This window comes from Streptomyces sp. NBC_01224 (genome assembly GCF_036002945.1).
In the GTDB taxonomy this organism is placed as follows: domain Bacteria; phylum Actinomycetota; class Actinomycetes; order Streptomycetales; family Streptomycetaceae; genus Streptomyces.
On sequence record NZ_CP108529.1, the window covers coordinates 8,954,806 to 8,977,411 of the forward strand.

Annotated in this window: 20 protein-coding genes and 3 pseudogenes; 13 read left to right on the forward strand and 10 right to left on the reverse strand. The window is 69.0% G+C overall.

What is annotated here, in order from left to right:
* Window positions 1-19: 19 nt before the first annotated feature.
* Together OG609_RS40520 and OG609_RS40525 are read left to right on the forward strand one after the other, a co-directional pair.
* Entirely contained in the window at window positions 20-757 is a 738-nt protein-coding gene (locus tag OG609_RS40520; protein WP_327277366.1) for an SRPBCC family protein, read from the forward strand.
* A 31-nt stretch (window positions 758-788) separates the two neighbouring features.
* Window positions 789-977, forward strand: a complete 189-nt coding sequence (locus OG609_RS40525; protein WP_327277367.1) for a hypothetical protein — start codon at window positions 789-791, stop codon at window positions 975-977.
* Between the two features lie 507 nt (window positions 978-1,484).
* Here the strand turns inward: OG609_RS40525 and OG609_RS40530 are convergent.
* From OG609_RS40530 to OG609_RS40550, 5 genes are all read right to left on the reverse strand, one after another.
* The gene (locus OG609_RS40530) at window positions 1,485-2,843 is read right to left on the reverse strand and encodes an NAD(P)/FAD-dependent oxidoreductase (RefSeq protein WP_327277368.1); all 1,359 of its coding nucleotides are present in this window, start codon (window positions 2,841-2,843) and stop codon (window positions 1,485-1,487) included.
* Window positions 2,840-3,898 carry an ABC transporter ATP-binding protein gene (locus OG609_RS40535; RefSeq protein WP_327277369.1) on the reverse strand — a complete coding sequence of 353 codons (1,059 nt, stop codon included), beginning with the start codon at window positions 3,896-3,898 and terminating at the stop codon, window positions 2,840-2,842. The genes OG609_RS40530 and OG609_RS40535 overlap by 4 nt, the downstream gene beginning before the upstream one ends.
* Window positions 3,898-5,757, reverse strand: a complete 1,860-nt coding sequence (locus OG609_RS40540; RefSeq protein WP_327277370.1) for a dipeptide/oligopeptide/nickel ABC transporter permease/ATP-binding protein — start codon at window positions 5,755-5,757, stop codon at window positions 3,898-3,900. Before OG609_RS40540 ends, OG609_RS40535 begins: the two co-directional genes overlap by 1 nt.
* 88 nt (window positions 5,758-5,845) lie before the next feature.
* Window positions 5,846-6,832: an ABC transporter permease gene (locus OG609_RS40545; RefSeq protein WP_327277371.1), complete on the reverse strand. Its 987-nt coding sequence runs from the start codon at window positions 6,830-6,832 to the stop codon at window positions 5,846-5,848.
* Between the two features lie 51 nt (window positions 6,833-6,883).
* Window positions 6,884-8,482 (reverse strand): ABC transporter substrate-binding protein, encoded by a 1,599-nt coding sequence (locus tag OG609_RS40550; RefSeq protein WP_327277372.1) that lies wholly within the window; start codon window positions 8,480-8,482, stop codon window positions 6,884-6,886.
* Window positions 8,483-8,638: 156 nt separating this feature from the next.
* Between OG609_RS40550 and OG609_RS40555 the strand changes: the two genes are divergently transcribed.
* From OG609_RS40555 to OG609_RS40585, 7 genes are all read left to right on the forward strand, one after another.
* On the forward strand, window positions 8,639-10,396 hold the full coding sequence (locus OG609_RS40555; protein WP_327277373.1) for a DUF885 domain-containing protein: 1,758 nt from the start codon (window positions 8,639-8,641) through the stop codon (window positions 10,394-10,396).
* A 254-nt stretch (window positions 10,397-10,650) separates the two neighbouring features.
* Entirely contained in the window at window positions 10,651-11,034 is a 384-nt protein-coding gene (locus OG609_RS40560) for a DUF5132 domain-containing protein (RefSeq protein ID WP_327277374.1), read from the forward strand.
* A 412-nt stretch (window positions 11,035-11,446) separates the two neighbouring features.
* Window positions 11,447-11,830 carry a hypothetical protein gene (locus OG609_RS40565; protein ID WP_327277375.1) on the forward strand — a complete coding sequence of 128 codons (384 nt, stop codon included), beginning with the start codon at window positions 11,447-11,449 and terminating at the stop codon, window positions 11,828-11,830.
* Window positions 11,806-12,033, forward strand: coding sequence for a hypothetical protein (locus tag OG609_RS40570; RefSeq protein ID WP_327277376.1), 228 nt, complete (start codon window positions 11,806-11,808; stop codon window positions 12,031-12,033). Before OG609_RS40565 ends, OG609_RS40570 begins: the two co-directional genes overlap by 25 nt.
* Window positions 12,033-12,800 (forward strand): thioesterase II family protein, encoded by a 768-nt coding sequence (locus tag OG609_RS40575; protein WP_327277377.1) that lies wholly within the window; start codon window positions 12,033-12,035, stop codon window positions 12,798-12,800. Before OG609_RS40570 ends, OG609_RS40575 begins: the two co-directional genes overlap by 1 nt.
* 250 nt (window positions 12,801-13,050) lie before the next feature.
* Complete coding sequence (locus OG609_RS40580; RefSeq protein ID WP_327277378.1) at window positions 13,051-14,193, forward strand: alpha/beta fold hydrolase; 1,143 nt, start codon at window positions 13,051-13,053, stop codon at window positions 14,191-14,193.
* Window positions 14,194-14,454: 261 nt separating this feature from the next.
* Window positions 14,455-14,655, forward strand: coding sequence for a DUF5132 domain-containing protein (locus OG609_RS40585; RefSeq protein ID WP_327277379.1), 201 nt, complete (start codon window positions 14,455-14,457; stop codon window positions 14,653-14,655).
* 369 nt (window positions 14,656-15,024) lie between these two features.
* Here OG609_RS40585 and OG609_RS40590 read toward each other — a convergent pair whose 3' ends face one another.
* Window positions 15,025-15,177 (reverse strand): hypothetical protein, encoded by a 153-nt coding sequence (locus OG609_RS40590; RefSeq protein ID WP_327277380.1) that lies wholly within the window; start codon window positions 15,175-15,177, stop codon window positions 15,025-15,027.
* Window positions 15,178-15,382: 205 nt separating this feature from the next.
* On the opposite strand from OG609_RS40590, the gene OG609_RS40595 reads away from it, so the two are divergent.
* The gene (locus OG609_RS40595) at window positions 15,383-15,781 is read left to right on the forward strand and encodes a hypothetical protein (protein WP_327277381.1); all 399 of its coding nucleotides are present in this window, start codon (window positions 15,383-15,385) and stop codon (window positions 15,779-15,781) included.
* A 91-nt stretch (window positions 15,782-15,872) separates the two neighbouring features.
* Here the strand turns inward: OG609_RS40595 and OG609_RS40600 are convergent.
* Window positions 15,873-16,272 (reverse strand): annotated as a pseudogene (locus tag OG609_RS40600) (chlorophyllase); the annotation flags it as partial.
* 244 nt (window positions 16,273-16,516) lie between these two features.
* Between OG609_RS40600 and OG609_RS40605 the strand changes: the two are divergent.
* Both OG609_RS40605 and OG609_RS40610 read left to right on the forward strand, forming a co-directional pair.
* Window positions 16,517-16,978: a cupin domain-containing protein gene (locus OG609_RS40605; RefSeq protein WP_327277382.1), complete on the forward strand. Its 462-nt coding sequence runs from the start codon at window positions 16,517-16,519 to the stop codon at window positions 16,976-16,978.
* Window positions 16,979-17,105: 127 nt separating this feature from the next.
* A complete protein-coding gene (locus OG609_RS40610; RefSeq protein WP_327278353.1) occupies window positions 17,106-17,882 on the forward strand; it encodes an ISL3 family transposase in 777 nt (258 codons plus the stop codon).
* Here OG609_RS40610 and OG609_RS40615 read toward each other — a convergent pair.
* From OG609_RS40615 to OG609_RS40625, 3 genes and pseudogenes are all read right to left on the reverse strand, one after another.
* Window positions 17,874-18,580, reverse strand: a pseudogene (locus tag OG609_RS40615) (transposase family protein). The gene OG609_RS40610 and the pseudogene OG609_RS40615 sit on opposite strands and share 9 nt — an antisense overlap.
* Before the next feature lie 112 nt (window positions 18,581-18,692).
* Window positions 18,693-19,204: pseudogene (locus tag OG609_RS40620) on the reverse strand (hypothetical protein); the annotation flags it as partial.
* Between the two features lie 322 nt (window positions 19,205-19,526).
* Entirely contained in the window at window positions 19,527-21,887 is a 2,361-nt protein-coding gene (locus OG609_RS40625; protein WP_442818042.1) for a beta-N-acetylglucosaminidase domain-containing protein, read from the reverse strand.
* Window positions 21,888-22,196: 309 nt separating this feature from the next.
* Here OG609_RS40625 and OG609_RS46515 point away from each other — a divergent pair, with 309 nt between their 5' ends.
* A complete protein-coding gene (locus tag OG609_RS46515) occupies window positions 22,197-22,592 on the forward strand; it encodes a GIY-YIG nuclease family protein (RefSeq protein ID WP_442818043.1) in 396 nt (131 codons plus the stop codon).
* The last annotated feature ends 14 nt before the right edge of the window (window positions 22,593-22,606 follow it).

Sequence of the window (22,606 nt, forward strand, 5' to 3'; positions counted from 1 at the left end):
TGACGAAGGAGAAGTGACCATGGCCCGAGAGTTCGAGGTCCGCCGGGAGCAGGACCTGCCCGCCACGCCCGAGCAGGTCTGGCACGCGGTCGCCACCGGCACCGGCAACCTCGGCTGGCTGTACCCCATGGAAGTCGAGCCGCACGTCGGCGGAAAGGTCACCCGGGCCGACGGCACCGTCGTGGTGTGGGAGCCGCCGCACCACTTCGCCGTGCGCGTGGCCCTGGACGACGGGTTCTCCAACACGCTCACCTACCGGATCGAGCCGCTCGACGGCGGAACGAGCCACCTGCGCATGGGAATCCACTGGGTGCACACAGGCGTCGTCGACGACACCTGGGACACCAAGGCGGACGCGGCCGAGAAGCACGTCGACTTCTACCAGCACGCCCTCGCCGAGTACCTGAGGCACTTCGCCGGCCGCCCCGTCGTCTACGTCAAGGCCGGCCGCGGCGAGCGCACCGACGACCCCGCCGACTTCGCCGCCCTGCGCCGACGCCTCGGCCTCGCCGACGACACGACCGTCGGCGACCGGCTGTCGCTCGACCTCCCGGGCGTGGACGGCGGCTCGGAGGAGGTCGTTGTGGACTGGCTGAGCCCCGACTTCGTCGGCCTGCGCGGCCCGGACGCGTTGTACCGGTTCTTCAACGGCAGCACCTGGAACTGGCCGATCTGGCTGGGCCACCACCTGTTCGCCGAGGACACGGACGAACAGCAGGCCACCAAGGCGTGGAGCGCCTGGCTCACCTGCGCCTGACTCGTCGCACGACACAACCGAAGGATCTCTGGTGGAAACACTGCTCTACGCCGCCGAACTCGTCCAGGAAGGCGGTACCTACAAGCTCGTCGTGCAGGACGTGGTGCGGGACACGGTCCACGTCACTCCTGTCCCCAAATCCGCGGTGGACAAGCTCCCGACCTTCCTGTCGGTGCTGAGTTCCAAGCTCGGCTCCGCACCGGCACGCGGCCGCTGGTAGACCTCTTCCGACGTCACGAGGCCGGTGCCGTCCGGCGCAGCAGCTCCCGGACGGCACCGGCCTCGTGACGTCGCGGCCCAAGGCCTGTCGGGCCTCGCCTCCCCGAACCGCGGCAGGATGGTCACCCCCGCTTACTCGGCGATTCCGGTATTGGCGCCCGTGTCCAGGAACGCCCGGGTCTCCTTCGAGGAGTTCGCCCAGCAGCAGACCACCACGACCTTGTCGTCGGCGATCGTCTTGCGGAAGTCCTCCAGGCTGGTCGGGTCACATCAGTGTCCCTTGGCGACTTGATCCTGCCGCCGCGCCAAGGGGGCGGTGGCTGAACGGTGGCTCGCGGTCAGGACGAGTCGCACGCGACGGACTCGCCCTGTCCGTAATAGGGGTGCAAGCACCGTCCATCAGCACGCGCCCGAGATGGCGGGCCCGACCAGCAGCGGTGCCATGGGGTTCAACGAGGCATACGCGGTCACCCGACGCCGTTCTGCAGACCCCTGCCCGTGCAAAACGTCAGCCCATGACGGTTCGAGAGGCGGCACCCTCAGCCATGGGCCGTTTGCGGGAGAATGCGCCTAGGTTGATGACGATGCCGGTGTGTTCACCTGTGTACCGCAGCGGATCGTGGTCGTGGTCGTGGCCGGCCTCGACGCGGTCGACCAGGGCGGCGAGGAACCGGCCCGCCAGGGGAGCGTTCTTGAACTGGTTGCCGCTCGTTCCCATCGCGACATAGAAGCCGGCCAGATCGGTGCGGTCGTAGATGGGGGACCAGTCGTCGGCGGCGTCGTAGACACCGGCGATGCCGGTCGGCCGGTTCGGGACGCGGAGGAGCGGGAATCGGCGTGCGGCCCTGGTCACTTGGGCGTCGAACCGGGCGGCCGTCGGGTGCGGGTTGCACATGTCGGGATCGTCGAGCCACTCCATAGGGTCGCAGGCGGGCAGCGTGCTGCCGATGAGGAGGTGTCCGCCGAGGGGGCGCAGGTAGGTCCCAAGGTCGACATCGGCCACGATCAGGCCGAGCGTAGTCTTGGCGTCGCCCGGGCTCGACGAGGTTGTGTCGCCCTGGCTGACCGGTGCGGCCACCTGGTGGACTTCTTGGCGCAGCGGGCGCACTCCGACGGTGAACTCGGCTCCGACCTCGGCCATCCGGTTGAACGCGCCCGACCAGGGCCCGGCGGCGTTGATCACCACCGGTGCCGTGATCGCGGTGCCGTCGGCGAGCCGGATACCCGCCACCCGGTCCTCGCGGCGCAGGACACCGACGACTGTGCGATGGAAGAGGAAGCGCGCCCCGATGCGGGCCGCCGCGTCCGCGAGATTCTGTGCCGCGAGCTGGGGATCGTCGACGAAGCCCGCATCGGGTGTGAACAGCGCGCCGAGTTCCCCTTCCGGGCCGGAGAAGAACGCCTCGTCGAGCAGGGGCTTGGGGGGTCCGTAGCGTCCCGCGTCGATGCCGGGGATCCGGCTGCGCAGCGTTGCGGCATCCCAGCGCTCGTACGGCACGCCGGCACGCTCGAACAGCGCGATGACCTCCGACGTCCCGGAGCCCGGCGCGTCGAGGAGTACCGCTCCGGTCCGCCGGAACGCCGCCAGGCCAGGGCCGTGCATGGTGCCCAGGTGCTCCGCCCATCGTGCCCAGCAGTGCTGGGATTCCCAGGCGGTGGCGACACCGTCCCAGGTCGAGTAGTTGAAACGGATGATCGCGCTCGAGGCGCTGGTGGATCCGTGGCCGACGCCGCCGGACTTGTCGACGACCACTACGCGCCGACCGGTGCGCGCCAGTTCCAGTGCCACCGCGGCACCGATCACACCGGCGCCCACGACGACCGCGTCCGCGCCGGACGGAAGCGTGTCCGGTTCCCTGTCCGTCATGACTGCAGGTCCCCCGGGGTTCGCGGAGCCCGGTCGCCGTTCGCGTCCGGGTGGACGCTGCCGGCGTGGGGCGGGCAGTCGCCGACGCGATACGGGAAGTGGCACGCGGCGCGGTGCGGCTGTCCGGCCGCATCCTGCTGGGGGTCCCGTGCGGCGCAGACGTCCCGTCCGGGACGCCGGCTCGGCCCGACGGGGCAGCGCGGATGAAAGCGGCATCCGGTCGGTGGCGACGCGGGGTCGGGCACCTCTCCGGGAAGAAGCGGTTCCTCGACCGGTCGTCGTCCGGCGTGCAAGCTCGGCACGGCGGACAGCAGCGTTCGGGTGTAGGGGTGCCGTGGGCTGTGCAGCAGGTTCTCGGTGGAGGCGGTCTCGACGATCCGACCGAGATACATCACGGCGACGGCGTCCGACACATGGCGGACGGCGGCGAGGTCATGGCTGATGAACAGCATGGCGAAGCCCATGCGTCGTTGCAGATCCCGAAGCATGGTGAGGAGCGCCGCCCGGACCGACACATCGAGAGCCGAGGTGACCTCGTCGGCGATGAGAACCGCCGGATCGACGGCGAGCGCGCGGGCGACGGCCACGCGTTGGCGCTGGCCGCCCGAGAGCTGCCGCGGCACACGGTCGGCGCAGCCGGCGTCGAGACCGACCAGTTCCAGCAGCCCGCTGATGCGCTGTTCGCGGCTGCGGCGGTTCAGCCGGACGAAGGCCCCGGCTGATTCGGCGATCGACTGACGGACCGTCATGCGCGGGTCCAATGCCGTGTCCGGGTCCTGGAACACCAGTTGGACCTGTTGCCCCAACTGACGCCGATCGGCCGCCCGGCGCCCACGGTACTCCCGCCCACCGACCGTGATCCGCCCGGCGTACGGGCTGTCCAGCCCGACGACCGCACGTGCCAGGGTGGACTTTCCCGAACCGGACTCGCCGACCAGGCCGACCGTCGTGCCTTGGGGAACCTCCAGTGACACTCCGTCCACTGCCGTGATCGGCCCGAACGGCCCGTGGTGGCGAACAGTGACGTCGTACAGCGCCAACCCTGCCCCTTCCATCACTTCTCCGCCTCTTCGGTCTCACGCTGTCCGCAGACCAGCGCCGGGGGCAGCGGTCGCCAGCAGGCGACCTCGTGCCCCGGGTCGAGCAGGGACAACACGGGGCTCTCCACGGCGCACCGGTCCAGTCGATGCGGACAGCGGTCATGGAACGGGCAGCCCGGGACCGCACCGCACGGATCGGGCGGCCCTCCCTCGATGGTGTGCAGGGGGCGGCCGCGGTCCGCGGCCATGTCCGGGACCGAGGCGACGAGCATCCGCGTGTACGGATGCCGTGCGCCGGTCGCCAGCTCATGGGCAGGAAGGTTCTCCACGATCGTCCCCCCGTACATGACCAGAACCCGGTCGCAGGCGTCGGCCACCAGGGCGATGTCGTGGCTGATGAAGAGGATCGCGGTGGCGTCGTCGTGCCGGATACGGCGGAGCAGGTCCATGATCTGCCGCTGCACGGTGACGTCCAGGGCTGTCGTCGGCTCGTCCGCGATGATGAGGTCGGGGCGCATCATCGAAGCGGCAGCGATCGCCACTCGCTGGCGCTGACCGCCGGAGAGCTGAAAGGGGCGGGACCGCAGCAACCGACGCCCGCCGGGCAGCGCGACCCGCTGAAGCTGTGCCAGGGCCTGCTCGACGGCCTGGGCACGAGGGGTGCCATGGTGCGCGCGCACGGCCTCCGTCATCTGCGTTCCGATGCGGAGCGACGGGTTGAAGGCCGAGGCCGGGTTCTGGAAGATCATCGCCATTCCCGTCGCCAGCTGCCTGCGTCGCTCTTTGCGTGTCGAAGACTCGGCGTCCGCGCCGAGGAACCGGTGGGTACCCCAGGTCGCGCAGGCGCCGTCCGGCAGCAGGTCGGCGATGGCAAGCGCCGTCAGCGACTTCCCGGAGCCGGACTCGCCGACCAGGCCGACCATCTCACCGCGCCGCAGAGCGAGGTTGACACCGCGGACGGGCCGGACCACCCGGTCCGCCGAGGGAAGGGCGACCCGCAGATCCTCCACCTCCAGCACGTGGTCCACGGATGCCGGTCGGTCGGCGCGTGCCGGGTGTACCGCGGGTTCTTCCAGCTGCCGTGTGCGGACGCGTCGCGCGGCGGCTCCGGCCAGCACCTCGCCGAGCAGTTGGAAGGCCACACTGGCGTAGACGATGGCGACGCCGGGTGCCACGGCGGGCAGAGGTTCGGTGTAGATGCGGTCCAGCCCCTGGCTCAGCAGGAGCCCCCAGTCGTACGAAGGGGACTGCACCCCCAGTCCGAGGAAGCTCAGCCCCGACAGGGCCACGAGTGCCGAGCCCGCGGCGACTGTGGTGTTGAGCATCAGCGGTTCGGCGATGTGGGGCAGGACATGGCGCAGGAGGAGCCGATGGCGACGCAGGCCCAGCACACGTGCCGCCGCCATGAAGTCGGTTCCGGCCACTCCGGCAGCAAGGGTCTGCGTGATCCGCGCGAAGCCCGGTGCACTGGCGACGGCGAGTGCGAACACCGCCCCACCCGCCCCCGCGCCGAAGAGGGCCGCGAAGAACATCGCGACGAGAAGCGCGGGAAATGCCAGTAGGAGGTTGATCAGGGCTCCCAGCAGGCGGCGGGCGCGCCCGCCCACGACGGCGGTGAGCGCGCCCAGTGTGACCCCGGCCATCGCCCCGAGGAGCGTGGCCGCGACTGCCAGCAGCAGGGAGAGCCAAGTCGCCGAGAGCAGCCGGGCGAGCAGGTCGCGCCCGAGACGGTCCGTGCCGAGCAGATGACTTGCAGTGGGCCCCCGCAGCACCGCCGACGGGTCCGGACGGTCGGCGGCCTGCCCCCACAGCACCGCCCCCGCGACGGCCAGTACGGCGAGCGATCCGAGCATCGCCAGGGTGATCACGCCCATGGGCGAGGCCCAGACCGACCGGGACGCGCGAGACCTGCCGGCGGCGGCACCCGGCGTGGAAGGGGAAGGGGGAAACAGCACCATCGGATCACGTCTTCCGGATGACCGATCGGGGGTCGAGCAGGGCTAGGGCCAGATCGACCAGGAAGTTCACCGCGAGGACGGCCGAGCCCAGCACGAGAACCGACGCCTCGACGACCGCGTAGTCCTGCGCGGCCACGGACTGTGCCATCGCCGAACCGATGCCCGGCCAGGCGAACACCTTCTCGACCAATACGGTCCCCGCGATCAGGGCCGGCAGGAGATTCCCGGCGAGCGTCAGCGACGCGGTCAGCGTGTTCGGTGCCACGTGGCGCAGATAGAGCGGGACGGCGGGCAGCCGTTTCGCGCGGGCGGCACGCAGATAGTCCGTCGCGAGAACCTTGAGCGTCTCCACCCGTACGATCCGCAGTAGAACCGCGGTCGGAGCGAGCGCCAGCGCGAGCACGGGCAGCACGTAGGACTGAGGACCGAGGTCGCCGGCTACCGGAAAGATGCGCAGGGCGACCGCCAGTCCCGCGGTGAGACCCGCCGCGAGCACGAAGTCCGGCATGCCCGCCATGGCGGAGGTGGTGGCGGTGAACGCCAGCTCCGCCCGGGGCCGCCGCCCTCCGCGTGTCCACACCGCGGCGAGCAGCCCCCCGGGGAGGGCGACGACGAGTACGCAGGCGAACGCCAGGACAGCCAGCAGCAAGGTGGCCGGCAGACGTGCCCTGACCAGGTCGGCGACCGGCTCGCCGGTCACCAGAGAGACCCCGAGGTCCCCGTGGGCCAGATGGCGCAGATACTGCCGGTACTGTGCCAACAGGCCGTGATCCAAACCGAGTTCGTGTCGTTTGGCCGCTACGAGGTCCGGCGGGGCATCCACCCCCAGCGCGGCCCGGACGGGGTCACCGGGTACCAGCCGGATCATCGCGAAGGAAGCGGTGACGACCACGAAGAGGGAGACCGCCAGCCGCACCGCACGCCAGCAGCAGAACACCACCCACGGGTGGCACCGGGCCAGGGCGCCGAGCCGCGCGGACACGGTCGTCATGGGAGACCTCCTCGACTGGTGGTGCGCGGTCGTGTGCGGCGTCCGACGCCGCTACCTGTGCAGGCGGATGCTGGTCGGTACGATCTGGCCGCCGGGCGCGACGGCGAAGGTCGTCCGGTAGCCGTATACCGTGCTCGTGCCGTCGGCGATGGGGAGCGCATCGGCCGAGCGGAACAGCGCCGCGGCGGCCCTGTTCCAGTCCGCACAGCTGGCCGTGCCCGGTGCGCGCAGGGCGAGGGCGACGAAGCGGTCGTAGGCGCTGTTGGCGACGTACGCGAAGTTGAGCCCCCCGGACGGCGGCGAGCCGGAGAAGTACGGGACGAGCTGCGCGGGCAGCGGCGGACCCGGCGAGCTGCCGACCACGACGTCGAAGTCGCCGCTTTGGTACATGGCCTGTACCACCGCGTTGCTGCTCTCGCTGACGAGGTCGACGTCCGCACCCAGCGCCTGCCAGGTGGCGGCCATCAGTTCGGCGACTGACGGAAGGGTGGAGCCGAAGTCGGCGCTGCTGAGCAGCCGCAGCCGCAGCGGCCTGCTGTGCTTCACCAGCCTGCCCCGTGCGTTCTTCGTCCAGCCCGCGGCGCCCATAGCCCCCACGGCACTGTGCGAGGGCAGGTTCCCGGCGGCCACGTCGGCGTGGCAGACGGAGTCCGCGGCGGTCAGATGGCTGGCGGGCGTTCCGTCGCCGCCGATCGCCACATTGGCGAGGCCCTTGCGGTCCAGGGCGCCCACCAGTGCCTGACGCAGCACAGGATCGCTCAAGGGGCGGCCGGTCCGTTCGTTGAAGAAGGTCAGCCCCACCACGGTCGGCACCTGGGCGGTGGCCAGGCCGTGGCTGGTCAGCCGCGCGCGGTCCGGGCCGGTCACCATCGCGATGTTCACGCCGCCCGTGAGCAGCAGATTCGCCACCGTGGACTCCTGCGGCACCACCGACACCACGATCCGCTCAGGCTGGCCCGCAGCTGCGTTGGTCGCTCCCCGCGGCCCCCACGCATATCCCTTGCGCCGTGTGAAGAGGTACGGACCGCCCGAGGTGTAACCGCTCAGCACGTACGGCCCGGTGCCCTCCGTGCTCCTGTCCAGCGCGCCGGGATCCGCCAGCCCGGCGGGGCAGACGACGGGCACCAGACCGATCGTCCGCACGATGAAGCTGTACGGTGACGCCATCCGCACCGACACCGTCCGTGCCGCGTCGTCGGCCGACACCGTGAACGGCACACCAGGCAGTGCCGCCCGGGCGCCGACGAGCCGGTTGCGGGGATCGCTCGCATATCTCAGTGACCGGGCCACCCCGGAGGCCGTGAGGATCGCGCCGTCGGAGCAGGTCACTCCCCTGCGCAGGGTGAAACTCGCCGAAGTGGCTCCGGCCCGCCACTTCTCGGCCAGGCCCGACGCCACACGCCCGTCCGGCGCCATATTGACCAACGAGTCGTAGGCATAAGGAGCCAGGGCAGAGCCGAACTGCGAGTACGGATGGAAACTCGGGGTCTCGGAGGCGGTGGCGATCGTGACGGTGCCCCCCACGACGACAGGGGTGTGCGTCGATGACACGTTGCCGCCGCCACAACCGGTCATCACGGCTGACGCGACAGCGGCGGACGCCACCGCGGCCGACCGAGCCCTGGGAAACGACACGGTTCGGCGGTACATGGTGTTCATCGTGCCACCGAGATCGACGGCGTCGGGCCGCCTCCCCCGGGCCGGACACGAACGGGCCGGATGAATTCCCCCGTTCGAGTGAGGTCGTCCGACTCGCGGTTCATCTCCATTCCTGACGTGGCGTCATTCGGCGCGCACACTGGCCGCATGGCGAACCATCCATCCCACTGCCCGGACGGCGCGGCGGCGCAGGTCGACCGACTCGCAACCTCGTACTGGGACTTCCTGCTCGTACGTGAGCCGTCGTTGCGGACACGCCGCGGGCTGCCGGTCGAGTCGCTGCCAGGAGTGTCTGCCGCGGAGGCCGACGAGCGCGCCGGGTTCGCGGCAGGGGTACTGAACCGGCTGGGCACACCGCAGCCCGCGGAGCTGTCCGGTCCCGCCGCCGACACCGCGGGCTTCCTTCGGGCGCTGGCCGAACAGGAAGCGGAGGCGGGACGTTTCCACTGGCTCACCCCCACCGCCACGCCGTACCAGCTCTTCCGCCTCCAGCAGTACGGTGACACGGTCTTCCGCCCGTTCCGCTTCGACAACCGGGCCGACGCGGACCGGTACGTGTCCCTCGTACGGGATCTGGCCCGCTGCGTCGCGACGATCGGTGACAAGGTCGCCGGGCAGGCGGCACGGGGCTTCCGTATCCCCGTCCCGGCGCTGGCCGGGGTCCACACCACCCTCACCCGTCTGCGGGCATCGGCGACACGGTACGTCCGAGCGGGCGCCGAGCGGCTCACTCGACTCGACGCGGCGAGCCGGGGCCACCTGCGCGACGCGGTGGCGGGGCTCGTGGCTGCCGAGCTGGAGCCGGCGTTCGACCGCCTTCTCGCCCTTTTGGGCGACCCGGACCACCTCAGGCAGGCACCGCAGGCCGTCGGATGGGCCCACTACCCGGAAGGTGAAGCGGCGTACCGGGCCTTCGTCAGGACGTACACATCCAGCGACACGCCACCCGAACGCCTCCACGAACTCGGCCGGGAGCACTGCCGCGAACTCAGCGAGCGGATGCGGGAGATGCGAGACACGCTCGGCTTCGCGGGGACGGAAGCGGAGTTCCATGAACGGCTCGCGACCGAGACCCGCCTGTACGCCGTCACCCCGGAGGAGGTCGAGGCTCGCTACCGCGGACACCTCGACCGCCTCACGCCGCTGCTGCCGCGTTGGTTCGCGGTCCTGCCTCGCGCCCCCTATGGCGTGGCCCGCCTCGACCCGGCGCTGGAGGCGTCGATGACGTTCGGCTACTACGAACCGCCCACCGCCACGCAACCGGTGGGACGCTACCGCTACAACGCCTCGGACCTGGCGCATCGGTCACTTCTCGGCGCAGCCGCGCTGATCTACCATGAGCTGGCGCCCGGACATCATTTCCACCTCGCCCGTCAGGCTGAGAACACCACGCTGCCCGACCTGCGACGCGAACTGGTGCCCTTCAGCGGGTTCGAGGAGGGCTGGGCGGAGTACGCGGCAGGGCTCGCCTGGGAGATGGGGCTGTACGACGACCCGTGGGACGCGTACGGACGCCTGGCCCATGAACGGTTCACCGCGCAGCGCCTCGTCGTCGACACCGGCCTCAACCTCGGGATGATGACGCTGGAGCAGGCGCGCACCTTCATGCGCGCCCACGCGGCAGCCGAGTCCGAGGGACAGATCACGACAGAGTTGCTGCGCTACGCGACCGATCTGCCGGGACAGGCGCTGACATACCGGGCGGGTCATGCGGAATTCATGGCATTGCGAGCAGCGTGCGAAAGCGGCGCCGGTGCCGCGTTCGACGTGCGTGCCTTTCACGAGGCTGTGCTGGCCGGCGGCACGCTGCCGTTTCCGGCCCTGCGCCGACGGTTGGCGAGAGAACTGCACGGGGCGTCCGGCCGTCAGCAGAGGTACCAGTGGTCACCCGAGGAAGGCGAGTGACGTCGAGTTCCGGCCGTCGAATGGCCTGGACAGGCCGTAACGGTAAGGCCGTTCTACTCGAATGAGTGAAGGTCATGGCGGAAATTGTAACTGCCTTCTTGGCCTCGGATACTCTCCGCGATGAGGGGTGCGGGTTCGGCGATGCGGGAACCCATGCATGTCGTCGAATTTTCCTGTTCGCCTCCCGTTGTCTTTTCAATCATTCACTGCCTCTCAATCATCACTTCCTCGCCAGAAGAGAAGGATGTCGCGCCATGCCGCCTGTAGTACCTCCATTCCTGATCGGCCTGATCGCCGCATCCCTGGTCAAAAGGCTGGGTAAACCCCTCATGCGAGGGGTCGTCAAATCGTCGGTGGGCCTGGGAATCGAAATCAAGAAGGCCGTCCACGATGCCAGCGAGGGAATCCAGGATCTCGCGGCAGAGGCGACCGCCGAAATGCTTGCCGCCCAGATGACGCACGGAGCCGAGCACGGCATCGACACCGGCGCCCCGGAGGGCGGCACCGCGGGCCGGACCGGAGCGGGCACCGGGTCGGCGCCCGCAGCCGCAACGGCCCACGCGGCGCAGGCCGGCAGTGAGAGCAAGGCCGCCGACAAGGCCCGCGGCGCCGGTTCGGCCGCTGCCAAGGTGCGCTGAGTCCGCTGACCGGATCTCCACGTGATCCCCGGCGCGCCCGATGTCACGGCCCGACGAGACACGAGTGTTTTCCCGCGTGCCGTCGGCTGCTCTGCGGACAACTCCGCGGCGCGCTTTCGTCTGCGCACGCCGTCGAGGTTTCCAATTCCCGGCAAGGGTACGCCCGTCCGTTTCTGGACACGCCCCTCCGAAAAACAGGTGAACATTCCCCATGGCATCTTTGGTGGCATAGCAGCGACACGTCGGCCCAACCTCTCGAAGGTATGCGCCAGGTCTGTCGTTCCGGGTCGGCAGCGTTGGGGGTGCCTGCGGTGCTCGGGCGGCCCCGGGGCACAAAAATTCTGGAGGGCGGTCTCCGGCGTGCGTCGGGAATCAGGGAGGCACGTGCCAATCCTGTGACCGGATCCGCTGGGTGGACACCAGCACCCCCGAGTACCTGCGCCACTTCGAAGGGCACCGTGCCACCTACATCAAGGCGTACAAGCCCACAGCACCGGCGCATGCCGACGCGTTCACCACTCTGCTCCGGCAAGCGCGCGTCACCGCAGGGACCGTCGTCGGCGACACGGTGCGCTTCGCCGTACCGGACCGCCTCGGCGTACCCCGGGACGCCGTCGTGGACTTCCTCAGCGGCGACTTACTCGGCCTGCGCACCACCGACGGGCTCTACCGATTCTTGGTCAGGCACACCTGGAACTGGCCGATCTGGCTCGGCCACCACCCGTTCACCGACACCATCGACGAGAAGCAGGCGACGGAGGAGTGGAAGGCATGGCTGGAGAAGGCGGCACCCTGATGAAGACAGGTCAGATGTCTGCGACCGGAACACCCCTGTATTCCGCCGAACTCATCCAGGAAGGCAGCGCCTACAAACTCGTCGTGACCGATCGCCTGCGCCACACCGTGCAGACCGCATACGTGTCCAGGAGGGTGGTGGAGCAGCTTCCCACCTTCCTCTCCAAGTTCAACTCCCCGCAGCTGGGCGGTCTTCGGCAGTGATGACGGCGCACGACGCGAAGAAGTGGTTCCGTGTCCACCGGCGCGCGGCGGACCCCAGGCTCCGACTGGTGTGTTTCCCGCACGCCGGTGGCACGGCACAGTTGTTCCACGGCTGGCCCCCGCTGCTGCCGGAGGACGTCGAGGTGCTCGCCGTGCGGTACCCCGGCCGCCAGGACCGGCTCGCGGAAGCCTGCATCGAGGACATGGCCACCCTGGCCGACACGATCGACGACGCACTGCGGCCCTGGCTCGACCGGCCGCTGGCCCTTTTCGGACACAGCATGGGTGCCTGCGTCGCCTACGAGCTGGCCCTGCGGCTGGAGGCCCGCGGCATCGTCCCCGAACACCTGCTGGTCTCCGCACACGCAGCCCCCCAGCGGGCCGAACACACCGCACTGCACAGTGCCGATGACGAAACCCTGATCACCCGCGTCCGGCACCTCGGAGACCTGCACTCGGGGGCCTACGACATCCCGGAGCTGCGTGACCTGCTGCTGCCCGCCCTCCGCGCGGACTACCGGCTCATCGAGGGCTATCAACCGCCGCATCCGGCTCCGGTCAAGGCACCGATCACCGCGTACGTCGGCCAGGACGATCCGAGTTGCGTACTCGACCAGGTCCTTGCCTGGTGCGACCTCGCTGCCCCGGGCTCCTTCGAGCTGTGCTCGTTCCCCGGGGACCACTTCTACCTCGTGGCTCGGGAGGCCGAAGTGGTCGCGGATGTGGCAGCACGCCTTGCGCGCGCGTGCAACGCGGACCAGGCGTGACGGTGGTGTGCCCGTATCGGGAACCTGGATGTCCCCGGCACACACCCGCGAGGGGCAGGCGTCGTGTGTGGTCGGTCCCCGGCCAGGTTTCACCTCGGCCCCGGCGGCTGCCCCTACGGCTGTGACGGAAGGCGGGGCCCGACACCGCGCATGGCGTCTGTGGGGTTTCCAGGGGACGATGCTTGTGCCGGGCGCTGAGACGCGCGGTGTCCCTGGCAGCGGCCACGAAGGCTGGGACGGAGAGGAAACCATGCGACCGGGCACACGTGTCGCCGACGCGATACTCCGGCTGCTCAGCCGGGACTGGGCCGGGCTGGCCATCGCCCTGCTGGCGGCGGCCGCGGGCGCGTGGTGCGTCACCCTGGGAACCGGCTGGCGGATTCTCGGCGGTGTGCTCTGCGCCGTGGCCCTCGCGCTCGCTCTCGGGTCTCTCCGCCATCTGATGCATGTGGCCCGGGTACGGGTGAGGTATCCGCCACCCGGGCGAATGGTCGATGTGGGCGGCTACCGCATGCACATCCTCGCCGAGGGAGACGCCGGGCCGAGGCCCACCGTGGTCTGGATGCCGGGCGGCCATGCCGGCGGGTACGCCATGTACCGGCTACACGCGCTGGCGCGGGAACGGACGCGTTCGGTCCTCGTGGACCGTCCGGGCTCAGGCTGGAGCGACCCGGGCCCGTTCCCGCGTACGACGGCAGCCGAAGCCGTCGAACTGCTCATGGCGCTGGAGCGGGCCGGCGAAAAGGGGCCCTACGTCTTCGTGGGGCACTCCTTCGGGGGACTGCTCATGGCCAACGCCGCCAGGCGCCGCCCCGACCTGGTGGCCGGTCTGGTGCTGCTCGATCCCACCCCGCCCGATGTCGTCGCCTTCGGCCCTTCGCTTCCGGCACTGCGGCATGCCGTGAGGGACCAGACCGCCCTCGCGCTGCGCCACCTCTTCGGCCTCCACGCCCTCGTGTCCAGGAACGAGGCACGCTCTCTCGAAGACCCGACGCAGGTTCTTGCCGTAATCGAGACCAGGACCAAGGCGAACTGCGCCGCCGCATCGATCCTGCGAGAGCTGTCGCCGGACGGCATCACCCGAGACGGTTGGCAAACGGTCGTACACGATGGCGAGCTCGGCTCGCTCCCTCTCTTCCTCGTGGCGCCACGCGATCTGACGGGCGGTGACAAGATCTTCGACGCGGTCGACGATCCGGAGGAGAGCGCCCGGGTACGGCACTTCTTCCTCACCGTGAGAGAACGCTTTCTCGCAGCATCCAGTGCGGCCCGGAGGGTCTACACCCCGGAGGGAACCGGCCACGATTTTCCGGACCGCGTACCCGAGTTCGTTGTGCAGGTGGTGGACTCACTGCTGGACGAACGCGGGCCGGGCGCACCGGACCCGTTCTGATTCCGTTCCGCAGCGACGGTCTGCTCCGGCGCGCCTCCGCTCGAACGAATGAAAGGCGACGGCGTCCCCGGGCGCGTCGGCCGAAGGTCGACTACGGTGTTTTTCGGTGGGGGTGAAATGCCTGCCCAGCACCGCCGGCCAGGCGGTATTGGCACTTGCGGCGGCAGCAGCCGTGCCGTGTACACAAGAGAGGGTTCACACATGCCCCCTGTAGTTCATCCCTTCCTCATTGGCCTGATCACGGCCCCTCTGATCAAGAGAGTGGTGAAACCGCTGGTGCGCGGCATCATCAAGACGTCGGTCGGCCTGACCTTCGAAGTCAGGCGAGCAGCCATCGAGGCTGGTGAGGAGATTCAGGACCTCACCGCCGAAGTGGCCGCCGAGAAGCTGGCGAGTTCGGCTCGCACGCGTCGTGTGAAAGCCGACGGTGAGGTAACGGCGCAGGGTGCCACGGCCGGTTGAAGACTGGCCGTCAGCGAGAAGCCGGGTACGGGTGGGAGCAGCCTGCTCCATACCCCGCCGTTTGGCCAATTCTGCGCTCTGGTGGTGGCGGTGGTGGCGAACGCGGTCGGAATTGATGTAGGGCCACTGATGGCGCTTGAGCTTGGCTCCCAGGCGGTCCGGTCGGGCTGATCGTCGCCGGGATCTGTTGGATTCCCTCTTCGGCAGCCACGGTGGACTCTGCTTCGTTGCTGGTCATGCGTACCCCTTGAGCCGGGATGTCATCGTCACCGCCACGCCAGAGCCCCACGGGCGCCACCGACGCCGGATTGATCAACCCGGCCCGGCACACTCGATCCACGGGCGAAGGTCTGGAAGTGGGAGAAAGACCTACTGGTCGGCACGTTCGACCTTTGGCTGTGCGACGACCCGGACCGCCCCCACACCTGGCTCGTTGTCACCGTCGGCCTGCGGACCGAACCTCAGCTCTTCGGTGAAGACCCCGCCGCACGCCCCGGCCACTTCGACTTCACCCCGCACCACCCACTGCTGCTCCTACCCCGCCCGTCGGCCCCATCAACCTTCACCGCCCGCGTGGAGTCGGGCGTGTTCCCTGGGAAGAGCACGTCCAGAGCCAAGGACGACAACGCGCTCGGCACAGCACACCAATGGACAGCGAACGACCCCGTCGTCCTGGCCGAGCGGGTTACCCGCGACCTCATCGTCCAGGTTCACCTGGTACGAACCGTTGCAGCCGCCGCCGTTCTCGGGGCAGGTGCGGCGCAGCAGCGGCACCAGGACGTCGGCCATAGCGATGCAGCGGGGGTCTTTTGCGTACGAGACCATCGTCAGTTCCTTCGCGCCGGGGCTGATCCGGGCCGCGATGCGCAAAGCAGCCCGGCAGCTCGGCTGGAAGGCCACCACGATCGGGATGATCGGCACCAGACACGGGACCATGGTCGTCGTATCGGACACCCGCGAGGTGCCCGAGGAGCGCAGCACCGTTATCAACGATGCCATGAACGACCGGATGCGCGCCGCGCTGCATGAGGTCTGGGGCGAGCCGAGCCCGGCGCCTGTGCAACGCGGTTCGGTTGCCCTGATGGCGCAGGAGATCCGCGCCGCCGTCGCCCAGAACAACCCCTGACCACTGCCGGGAGGGCGCGGCGGCCGCGAAAGCGCGGTCCCAAGCACTTTCAAGAGGCCGTATCAGGGCGCCGAGTCCTGGTGAGGTTCGCCTACTTGCTCTGGAGCTTCCCCAGCGGGTCGGGGTCTTCCTCCAGTGCGGTGGCCGCCGCCTTCCAGCTGGTGTCCTCGGGACGGAGGGCGCTGTGCAGGAAGGCCGTGGTGAGGTGCTGGATCAGGGCGATGCGTGCGCGGCTCTCGTCGGTCGTCTCGGCGACCTCGTATCCGGGGATTCCTCCGAGCGAGTGCTCGGCTGCGAGCAGTCTGAGCAGGCTCTTGCTTGCCGGGCTGTAGCTGTAGGGGTCGGTGAGCCAGTCCGGTCCGCGGGTGGACAGGTGGGACTGGTCGTTGTCCCCGGCGACGATGAGGGCCGGTGTGGTCATGGTGTCGAAGGACGGCTTCATGAAGGGGAGGTTTCTCGGCGGCGAACGGGGTCAGGTCGTCGCCCAGGCCGGGGGGAATGACCCGGGCCGTCATGGTCGGGGCGACCACGGCCCCGACCATGACCCCGGCCGCGCCGTACGCAGCGCCGACTGTCCTGTGCCATCGCGTGTGGAGCGTGTGCCATCGAAGTCTGATCGGATTCCCATGTGCCGGAAGCGTGCACTTTGCCGGAACAGCAAGAGTAATTGCCTGCTTCAGTACGGGAGTTGCAGTCTGGTTCCGGTCAAGACAATCGAAACCGAAAGGCTGCACAATGACTATCCATGAAGGCGCCGGGCCCGCACCGGACTCTGGTGACCGCGCGCCGATCAACAACCGCGTCCACCACGTTGCATCTGGCGAACTGGACGGTTACGCCGCTATCAGCGGAGGCAGGGTCGGCTCGAAGGAGCTCTGGATGGGCCTGGTGGAGAACCCGCCGCTGAGCTCGACGGACAACCACCATCACGGCGATTCGGAGGCTGGTATCTACGTGGTCAGCGGTCACCCCGTGTTCGTCTACCACGACGGCACACAGGAGGTACGGCTCGCCGCCGACCCAGGCGATTTCTTCCTCGTCCCCCCGTTCGTCCCGCACCGAGAGGAGAACCCCGACCCGAATGAGCCCGCAGTCGTCGTGATCGCTCGGACCACCCAAGAGCCGATCAAGGTCTCCGTGCCCGAGCTGTATCAGCTCGAAGAGACAGACACACAGTCGAGCCGGTCGATGTCGTAGGGATCGAATCGGCGAGGTCAACCTTCCCTATGTTTTTCCACGGGACCGGGCGAGCCCTTCGTATGGTTGGCCCGCCCAGGGGCGTCGGGTGTGGCTTTCAACCTTCTGCCGCTTGAGCGCGGTTCTGATGGAGCGGGTGTTCACAGAGTGCGCAGTGGTGCACATCGTTGTGAGAACCCTCGATGGCACTGCGCCGTGCCCCGACTGTGAGTGTCCGTCGAATCGTGTGCACAACTGCTACCAGCGTCGGCTGGCCGATACTCCGGTCGGTGACCAGCCGGTGCGGATCGAGTTGACCGTGCGGCGGTTGTACTGCGACAACGCCCGGTGCGAGCGTCGTACGTTCGTCGAGCAGGTCGCGGGACTGACGTTCAGGTACGGGAGACGGACGCCTGCTTCGCGCCGGACCTTGGAGGCCGTGGCCGTCGCACTCGCCGGTCGGGCGGGAGCCCTGCTGGCCGTGGTTCTGCACAGTGCGGTCAGCCGGACGACGCTGCTGCGGCTGCCGATGGCGCTTCCTGATCCCTCCTGGGAAGTGCCCAAGGTGCTCGGGGTCGGTGATTTCGCCACCCGCCGCGGGCAGCACTACGGGACCGTGTTCATCGACTGCGAGACCCGCAAACCACTCGGCCTGCTGCCAGGCCGGGACGCCGAGACCCTGGCCACATGGCTGCGTGAGCATCCTGGGATCGAGGTGATCTGCCGAGATCGCGCCGGCTCCTACGCCGAAGGCGCCCGCGTCGGGGCCCTACAGGCAGTCCAGGGCGCTGACCGTTTTCACCTGTGGCAGAACCTCGGCACCGCAGTGGAACAATGTGTGCGCCAGCACACCAGATGCCTGCAGCCACCCTGCTCCGATCCGGGTGACCTGCCGGACATTGAGGTTCTTCCAACCTCAGCATGATGTGCGGTGAAGGACCGTGACGGCCTCCACGATGTCAGTGATTCGGTTGGTGCTGCAGCGGAGCTTGCGGAGAAGTCGCCAGCCCTTCAGGGTGGCCATGGCCTGCCCGCCGACGCAGCGGTTCTTGGCGTGGGTGGTGTTGTGACGCCGTTGCCACCGCTTGAGGCGGCGGCCCCGGAGCGGGACGCGGACGGGACGGCCGGCGCCCTGGTATACCTTGTCCGCCCAGCACTTGAGTCCTTCAGGCCGTGAGTCGAACCGGGCAGGGCGGGCGAAGCCCACAGCAGCCGCCCCAACGGATCGGTCAGAACCTGGACGCTCATGCCATGTCGTTTGTGTTTGCCCGAGTAGTAGGGCGTATCTGCGGCGATCCGGTCGATTGGCAAGCCGTCCAGAATGACGAATGCTTTCGTCCGGACTGTCATCATCGCCTCGGCCAAGGTCGGAGCGAGGGCGGCCAGGACGTCGACGGCCTCGCGTATGTAGCGGTAGACCGTTGCGATCCCGATGCCGAACCCGGTGGCGAGCTGGGCGTAGGTGTCACCGCACCGCAGATGAGCCAGGGCGAGAAGGGCCTGGCGGCTGGCTGTCCGACGGCGCCGCCGCGTGCTGATCTCCTGGCGCCGGGAAGTGAGTTGCCCGGTCAGGTACCGCAGGTTGCGGCTGGGCAGGTCGATCGAGGACGGGTAGACAAGCACGCGGAGCTCCAGGCAGCGCGGTGGATCTTGGACGTGACATCGTCTACCAGGAACTTCGTCGTTTCACCGAGCCGTCCAACTCGTGGGCTGCTCGACCAAGTTGGAAGAACCTCACGGCCGTATCGATGCCGGGGAAGACGCTGTGGACCGTTCTCGTGACCAGTTCGTGTGTGAGGGTCTCGGTGTCCGGTGTCGCGATGCGGTTGGTGTGCTGTGCGGCGAGGGCGTCCAGGGAGGTGTTCAGCGCGGCTCACCACTCATCGGACAGCTGCGGAACCTCCGCCAGCACGGCGCTGCCCACCGGCGGCCCCGGCAGCAGTCTCGTCCGCCCGCCACATAACCGCCTCCGTCTCGTCCCGCCACGCGACGCCGGCGAGCCAGGCCGGTTTCGTGATCCTGAGCAGGGCCTCAGCGGACGCGGTGCCGTCCCCGCCCTGGACCCCGATCCGGTCGAGTCCGCGCCGCGCGATGCGCACCCACGTATCGCGGTCCGTACTCGCGCCCAGAGACCGGCGCTTACGCACCACCGTCTTCCTGGTCCAGGCACACCCCCAGCGACCGCTCCACACGGTTCAGTACGGCTTCCACGGGTTCCTTGCGTAGATCCACCGAGCGCAGCGTCATACGCCTGAACGTACCAAGTCCCAGTTGCACTTCGAGGGAGATCTGGGGCAAGGCATAGCTCTCGCCGGCAGCGGGCGGCAACCCGCTGCCGGAATTCTCGGTGCATGGACCTGTCCCTGATCCGCCGGACAAGTCCCGGAACATACGGGCCCGGGTCAGGGCGGGAGTTCCGCGCGGCGCAGCCGGGTGAAGGCCAGACCGGCCGCCGCCCTGCCGCGCACACCGCGGCGCCGACGACGGATCACGAGGTGAAAAAAGGGCGGTCCGCCTCGGGCGGACCGCCCTCCTGCCTCTTGACTACGTCTTGGCGGCTACCGCCGGATCACGCCGCGGGCGAGCCGTAGATGCCCATCTCGTAGACCGAGTAGCCCCAGGTCGTCTTCCGCTTAACGCCCTGTATTCGGACATACTGCACCGCACTGTCGAAGTTGATCTTGATCACGTCATTGCCGCAGCTGTCGGGGTGCCGGGTGGCCGCCTCGCTCCAGTTGGTCCCGTCCAGGGACGTCTGGATCTGGTACTCGGTCGCGCAGGCGCCCTCCCAGGCGAGGGTTACCGCTGCGACTTCGGCGGGGGCGGCGAGCTTCACCTGGACCCACTCGTTGTCGCTGTAGCCGGATGCCCAACGAGTGCCGAGCTGACCGTCGTTGACGTACCGGGCCGAGAGCCGGTCGAGGTTCTGCTCGACGCTGGATGCGCTCGCCGTGCCCTTCAGCGCGAGGTTCTCCGAGCCGCCCGCGGCATCCCACAGCTGAAGCCGGATGTCCGCCTGGATGAGGAAGGAGTCGAGTACCCCGTCGCCGACCTTGGGCTGGGCCTTGCCCCAGGTGTTGCGCGCCGGATCGACCCGTACGGCCCGGGCCTGCTTCTGCAGAGCCTCGGAGTCGGCGAGCAGTGCCTCGGCCTTCTCCTTGTCACCGGCCTGCCGGGCTGCGAGCGCGTCCAGTGTCTTCACCATCGACATGCCCCACAGCTGGGTGGCGTCCAGCCAGGGCTTGGCATCGGCAGCGAAGCCCTGCTCCACGGATCCGGCCCGGATGGCGGCCGGGGCGTCCTCGATTTCGTTCGCGTAGGTGCGCAGCGCCTTGACAGAACTGGTGCGGTCGCCCGCGTCCCATGCCTTCCAGAACTCGGTTAGCCGGCCGACGAGTTCGGGTGCCTGGGACTGCCAGGGGGTGGTGCCGAAGGTCGGGGCCAGGTGTTCCAGGTCGGCGAAGACGAGCAGCGCGTTGGTGGCCCGGCGGTCACCGCCCGCGAGGTAGGCCATGGCGCGCGCCCAGCTCGCCTTCGCGTCGTACGCCTTGTCGTTCCAGGTGAAGTCCGCGGCGCCGAAGACCGCGATCTTGCTGGCGTACGGTTGGTTCATCGGGTTCGCGACGATGCCGGAGAGGTGCTCGGAGAGTCCCGCCTCGCGCTTGTCGTACGGGGCGAGCAGCAGCCGGCCGCTGGTGTTGCCGTAGTCGTTGACCGGGTAGTTGTCCCAGACGAAGACCTTGCGGCCGAAGAGCTTGGAGGCGCCGTCGGCCTGCTCGTTGGTGATCGCGGGCGGTACGACGTCGGTGCCGGTCCACATGACCACGACCGCGGGGTCGAGGGTGGCCCGCATCGTCTGCTTGTAGGTGGTGTCGGTCAGGTCGCCGTACTCGGTCGGCACCATCTGCAGCGGCCGGGCGCCCTCATGGGTGGCGATGAAGTTCCGCTGGAGGTCGTTGAGCAGATCCACCTGCGCCTTCGCGGCCGCGGTGCGTCCCGGTTGGCCGTACGCCGCCTGGTCGGCCGCGCAGTTCCACCTGGTGTAGCTGATGTCGTCCAGCGGGATGGAGAAGGACCGGGTGCCCAGGTCGTAGAGGGCCTGGAGCTTGGCCTTGAGGGCCTTGCGGTCGTCGGGGTCGGAGTAGCAGATCGAGCCGCCGGGTGAGACGGCGAAGGTGAAGCGGACGTGGTTCGCGGAGGCCCGGTTCACCAGCTCGCCCAGTTCGTCGAGTTTGTCGGTGGGATAGGGGTCGCGCCACTTGTCGCGGTGGTAGGGGTCGTCCTTGGGCGCGTAGATATAGGTGTTGGCCTTGATGTCGCCGTAGAAGTCCATCTGATCCAGCCGCTCGGCGAGCGTCCAGGGCTGACCGTAGAAGCCCTCGATCGTGCCGCGCAGCGGCATCGACGGGAAGTCGACGGCCTGCGCGCCGGCAATCTTCCAGCCGTCGTCGCCGCGGACGAAGAGCTGATGGAGCGTCTGCACGGCGTAGAACTGGCCGGTGGCGTCGTGACCGCCCAGGGCCATCTGCGCTCCCCGCTCACTGGCGTTGACCCGCAGGGCGTATCCCTCGGCGCGGTCCGGGGCGGCCACGTTGCCGAGCGCCTCGGCAACGTCCGGCCGGGCGGCCGGGCCGATCCGCACGGTGAGCAGGCCTGCGGCGGCCTTGGGGACGTTGCCGGGCGTGACGATGTCGACCCGGTCGGCGCCGTGCTTCCTGAGCTCGCGGACGAGGCGGTCACGCGCTGCCGCGTCCGTGGCGTCGTCGGCGACGAGGAGCACACGGCCGGTCACGGTGACATCGCGGCCAGAGCGGGTGAGCGACTGGGGCGTGGGGGAGACGGGCGGCAGCGGTTCGGCGGTGGCGTGCGGGTCCTGCTGCGATGTTGCGGCAAAGGCCACGGGGCCCTGAGCCAGTGCGCCGGAGGCCATGGAACTTGCAAGTGCGAGACATGCGCTCAGAGCGATAACGCGTCTTCCCATCAGGGCTCCAAGAGGTCTAGACCAATATTCTGCCCGCAAGGATAGTGGTGGAACTCCATTCCCCGTCAAGGGCGCCGACCGTATTTGGGGCGGGTCAATGCCCGTTTCTCGGCTTCGCGCTCGGCAACCACCAACTACCGCACCGCCTCGGCCGGGTTCGCAGCGATCCGAGGTGCCGCGGGCGGGTGACGGAGGCGGTCGGGAGCCGCGCACACAGGTGCGGAATCGGCTGCCCCTCACCCTCCACCGTGTCGGGCTGTGCTCCCGCACGGCAAGGTCTACGTCGTCGGGCAGCGCGGCAGCGGCGTCGCGAAGATAGGAACGTCTGTGAACCTGAAGCAGCGGGTGCCGTCTCTGCAGGCCGGGAATCCGCTTGTGCTGGAGGCCCTGGGGACGTACAGGGGCGGCGTGGGCCTTGAACGGTACCTGCACGACCTCTTCGAGGACCGGCGGGGTAGGGAGCACGGTTCGACTTCGGTGACAACGACCCTGCCGGCGTTGTGGACGACGCGGTCTTCGAAGGTATCCAGAGCGCTACCCAAACCGGGGTCGCTTCTGACACCGAGACGGCCCTATGCGAGCTCCCCGCAGGCCAGAAGCGTTTCGGGAGATTCTTCTGAAACCTCACGTCCCAGTGAGTACTTTCCAACCTGACGGCATGGCCTGGC

Bases quoted from the DNA above. Each gene is read 5' to 3' on its own strand.
- OG609_RS40520 (WP_327277366.1), top strand. From the start codon at position 20: ATGGCCCGAGAGTTCGAGGTCCGCCGGGAGCAGGACCTGCCCGCCACG.
- OG609_RS40530 (WP_327277368.1), bottom strand. From the start codon at position 2,843: ATGACGGACAGGGAACCGGACACGCTTCCGTCCGGCGCGGACGCGGTC.
- OG609_RS40535 (WP_327277369.1), bottom strand. From the start codon at position 3,898: ATGGAAGGGGCAGGGTTGGCGCTGTACGACGTCACTGTTCGCCACCAC.
- OG609_RS40540 (WP_327277370.1), bottom strand. From the start codon at position 5,757: ATGGGCGTGATCACCCTGGCGATGCTCGGATCGCTCGCCGTACTGGCC.
- OG609_RS40545 (WP_327277371.1), bottom strand. From the start codon at position 6,832: ATGACGACCGTGTCCGCGCGGCTCGGCGCCCTGGCCCGGTGCCACCCG.
- OG609_RS40550 (WP_327277372.1), bottom strand. From the start codon at position 8,482: ATGTACCGCCGAACCGTGTCGTTTCCCAGGGCTCGGTCGGCCGCGGTG.
- OG609_RS40555 (WP_327277373.1), top strand. From the start codon at position 8,639: ATGGCGAACCATCCATCCCACTGCCCGGACGGCGCGGCGGCGCAGGTC.
- OG609_RS40560 (WP_327277374.1), top strand. From the start codon at position 10,651: ATGCCGCCTGTAGTACCTCCATTCCTGATCGGCCTGATCGCCGCATCC.
- OG609_RS40570 (WP_327277376.1), top strand. From the start codon at position 11,806: ATGGCTGGAGAAGGCGGCACCCTGATGAAGACAGGTCAGATGTCTGCG.
- OG609_RS40575 (WP_327277377.1), top strand. From the start codon at position 12,033: ATGACGGCGCACGACGCGAAGAAGTGGTTCCGTGTCCACCGGCGCGCG.
- OG609_RS40580 (WP_327277378.1), top strand. From the start codon at position 13,051: ATGCGACCGGGCACACGTGTCGCCGACGCGATACTCCGGCTGCTCAGC.
- OG609_RS40605 (WP_327277382.1), top strand. From the start codon at position 16,517: ATGACTATCCATGAAGGCGCCGGGCCCGCACCGGACTCTGGTGACCGC.
- OG609_RS40610 (WP_327278353.1), top strand. From the start codon at position 17,106: ATGGAGCGGGTGTTCACAGAGTGCGCAGTGGTGCACATCGTTGTGAGA.
- OG609_RS40625 (WP_442818042.1), bottom strand. From the start codon at position 21,887: ATGGCCTCCGGCGCACTGGCTCAGGGCCCCGTGGCCTTTGCCGCAACA.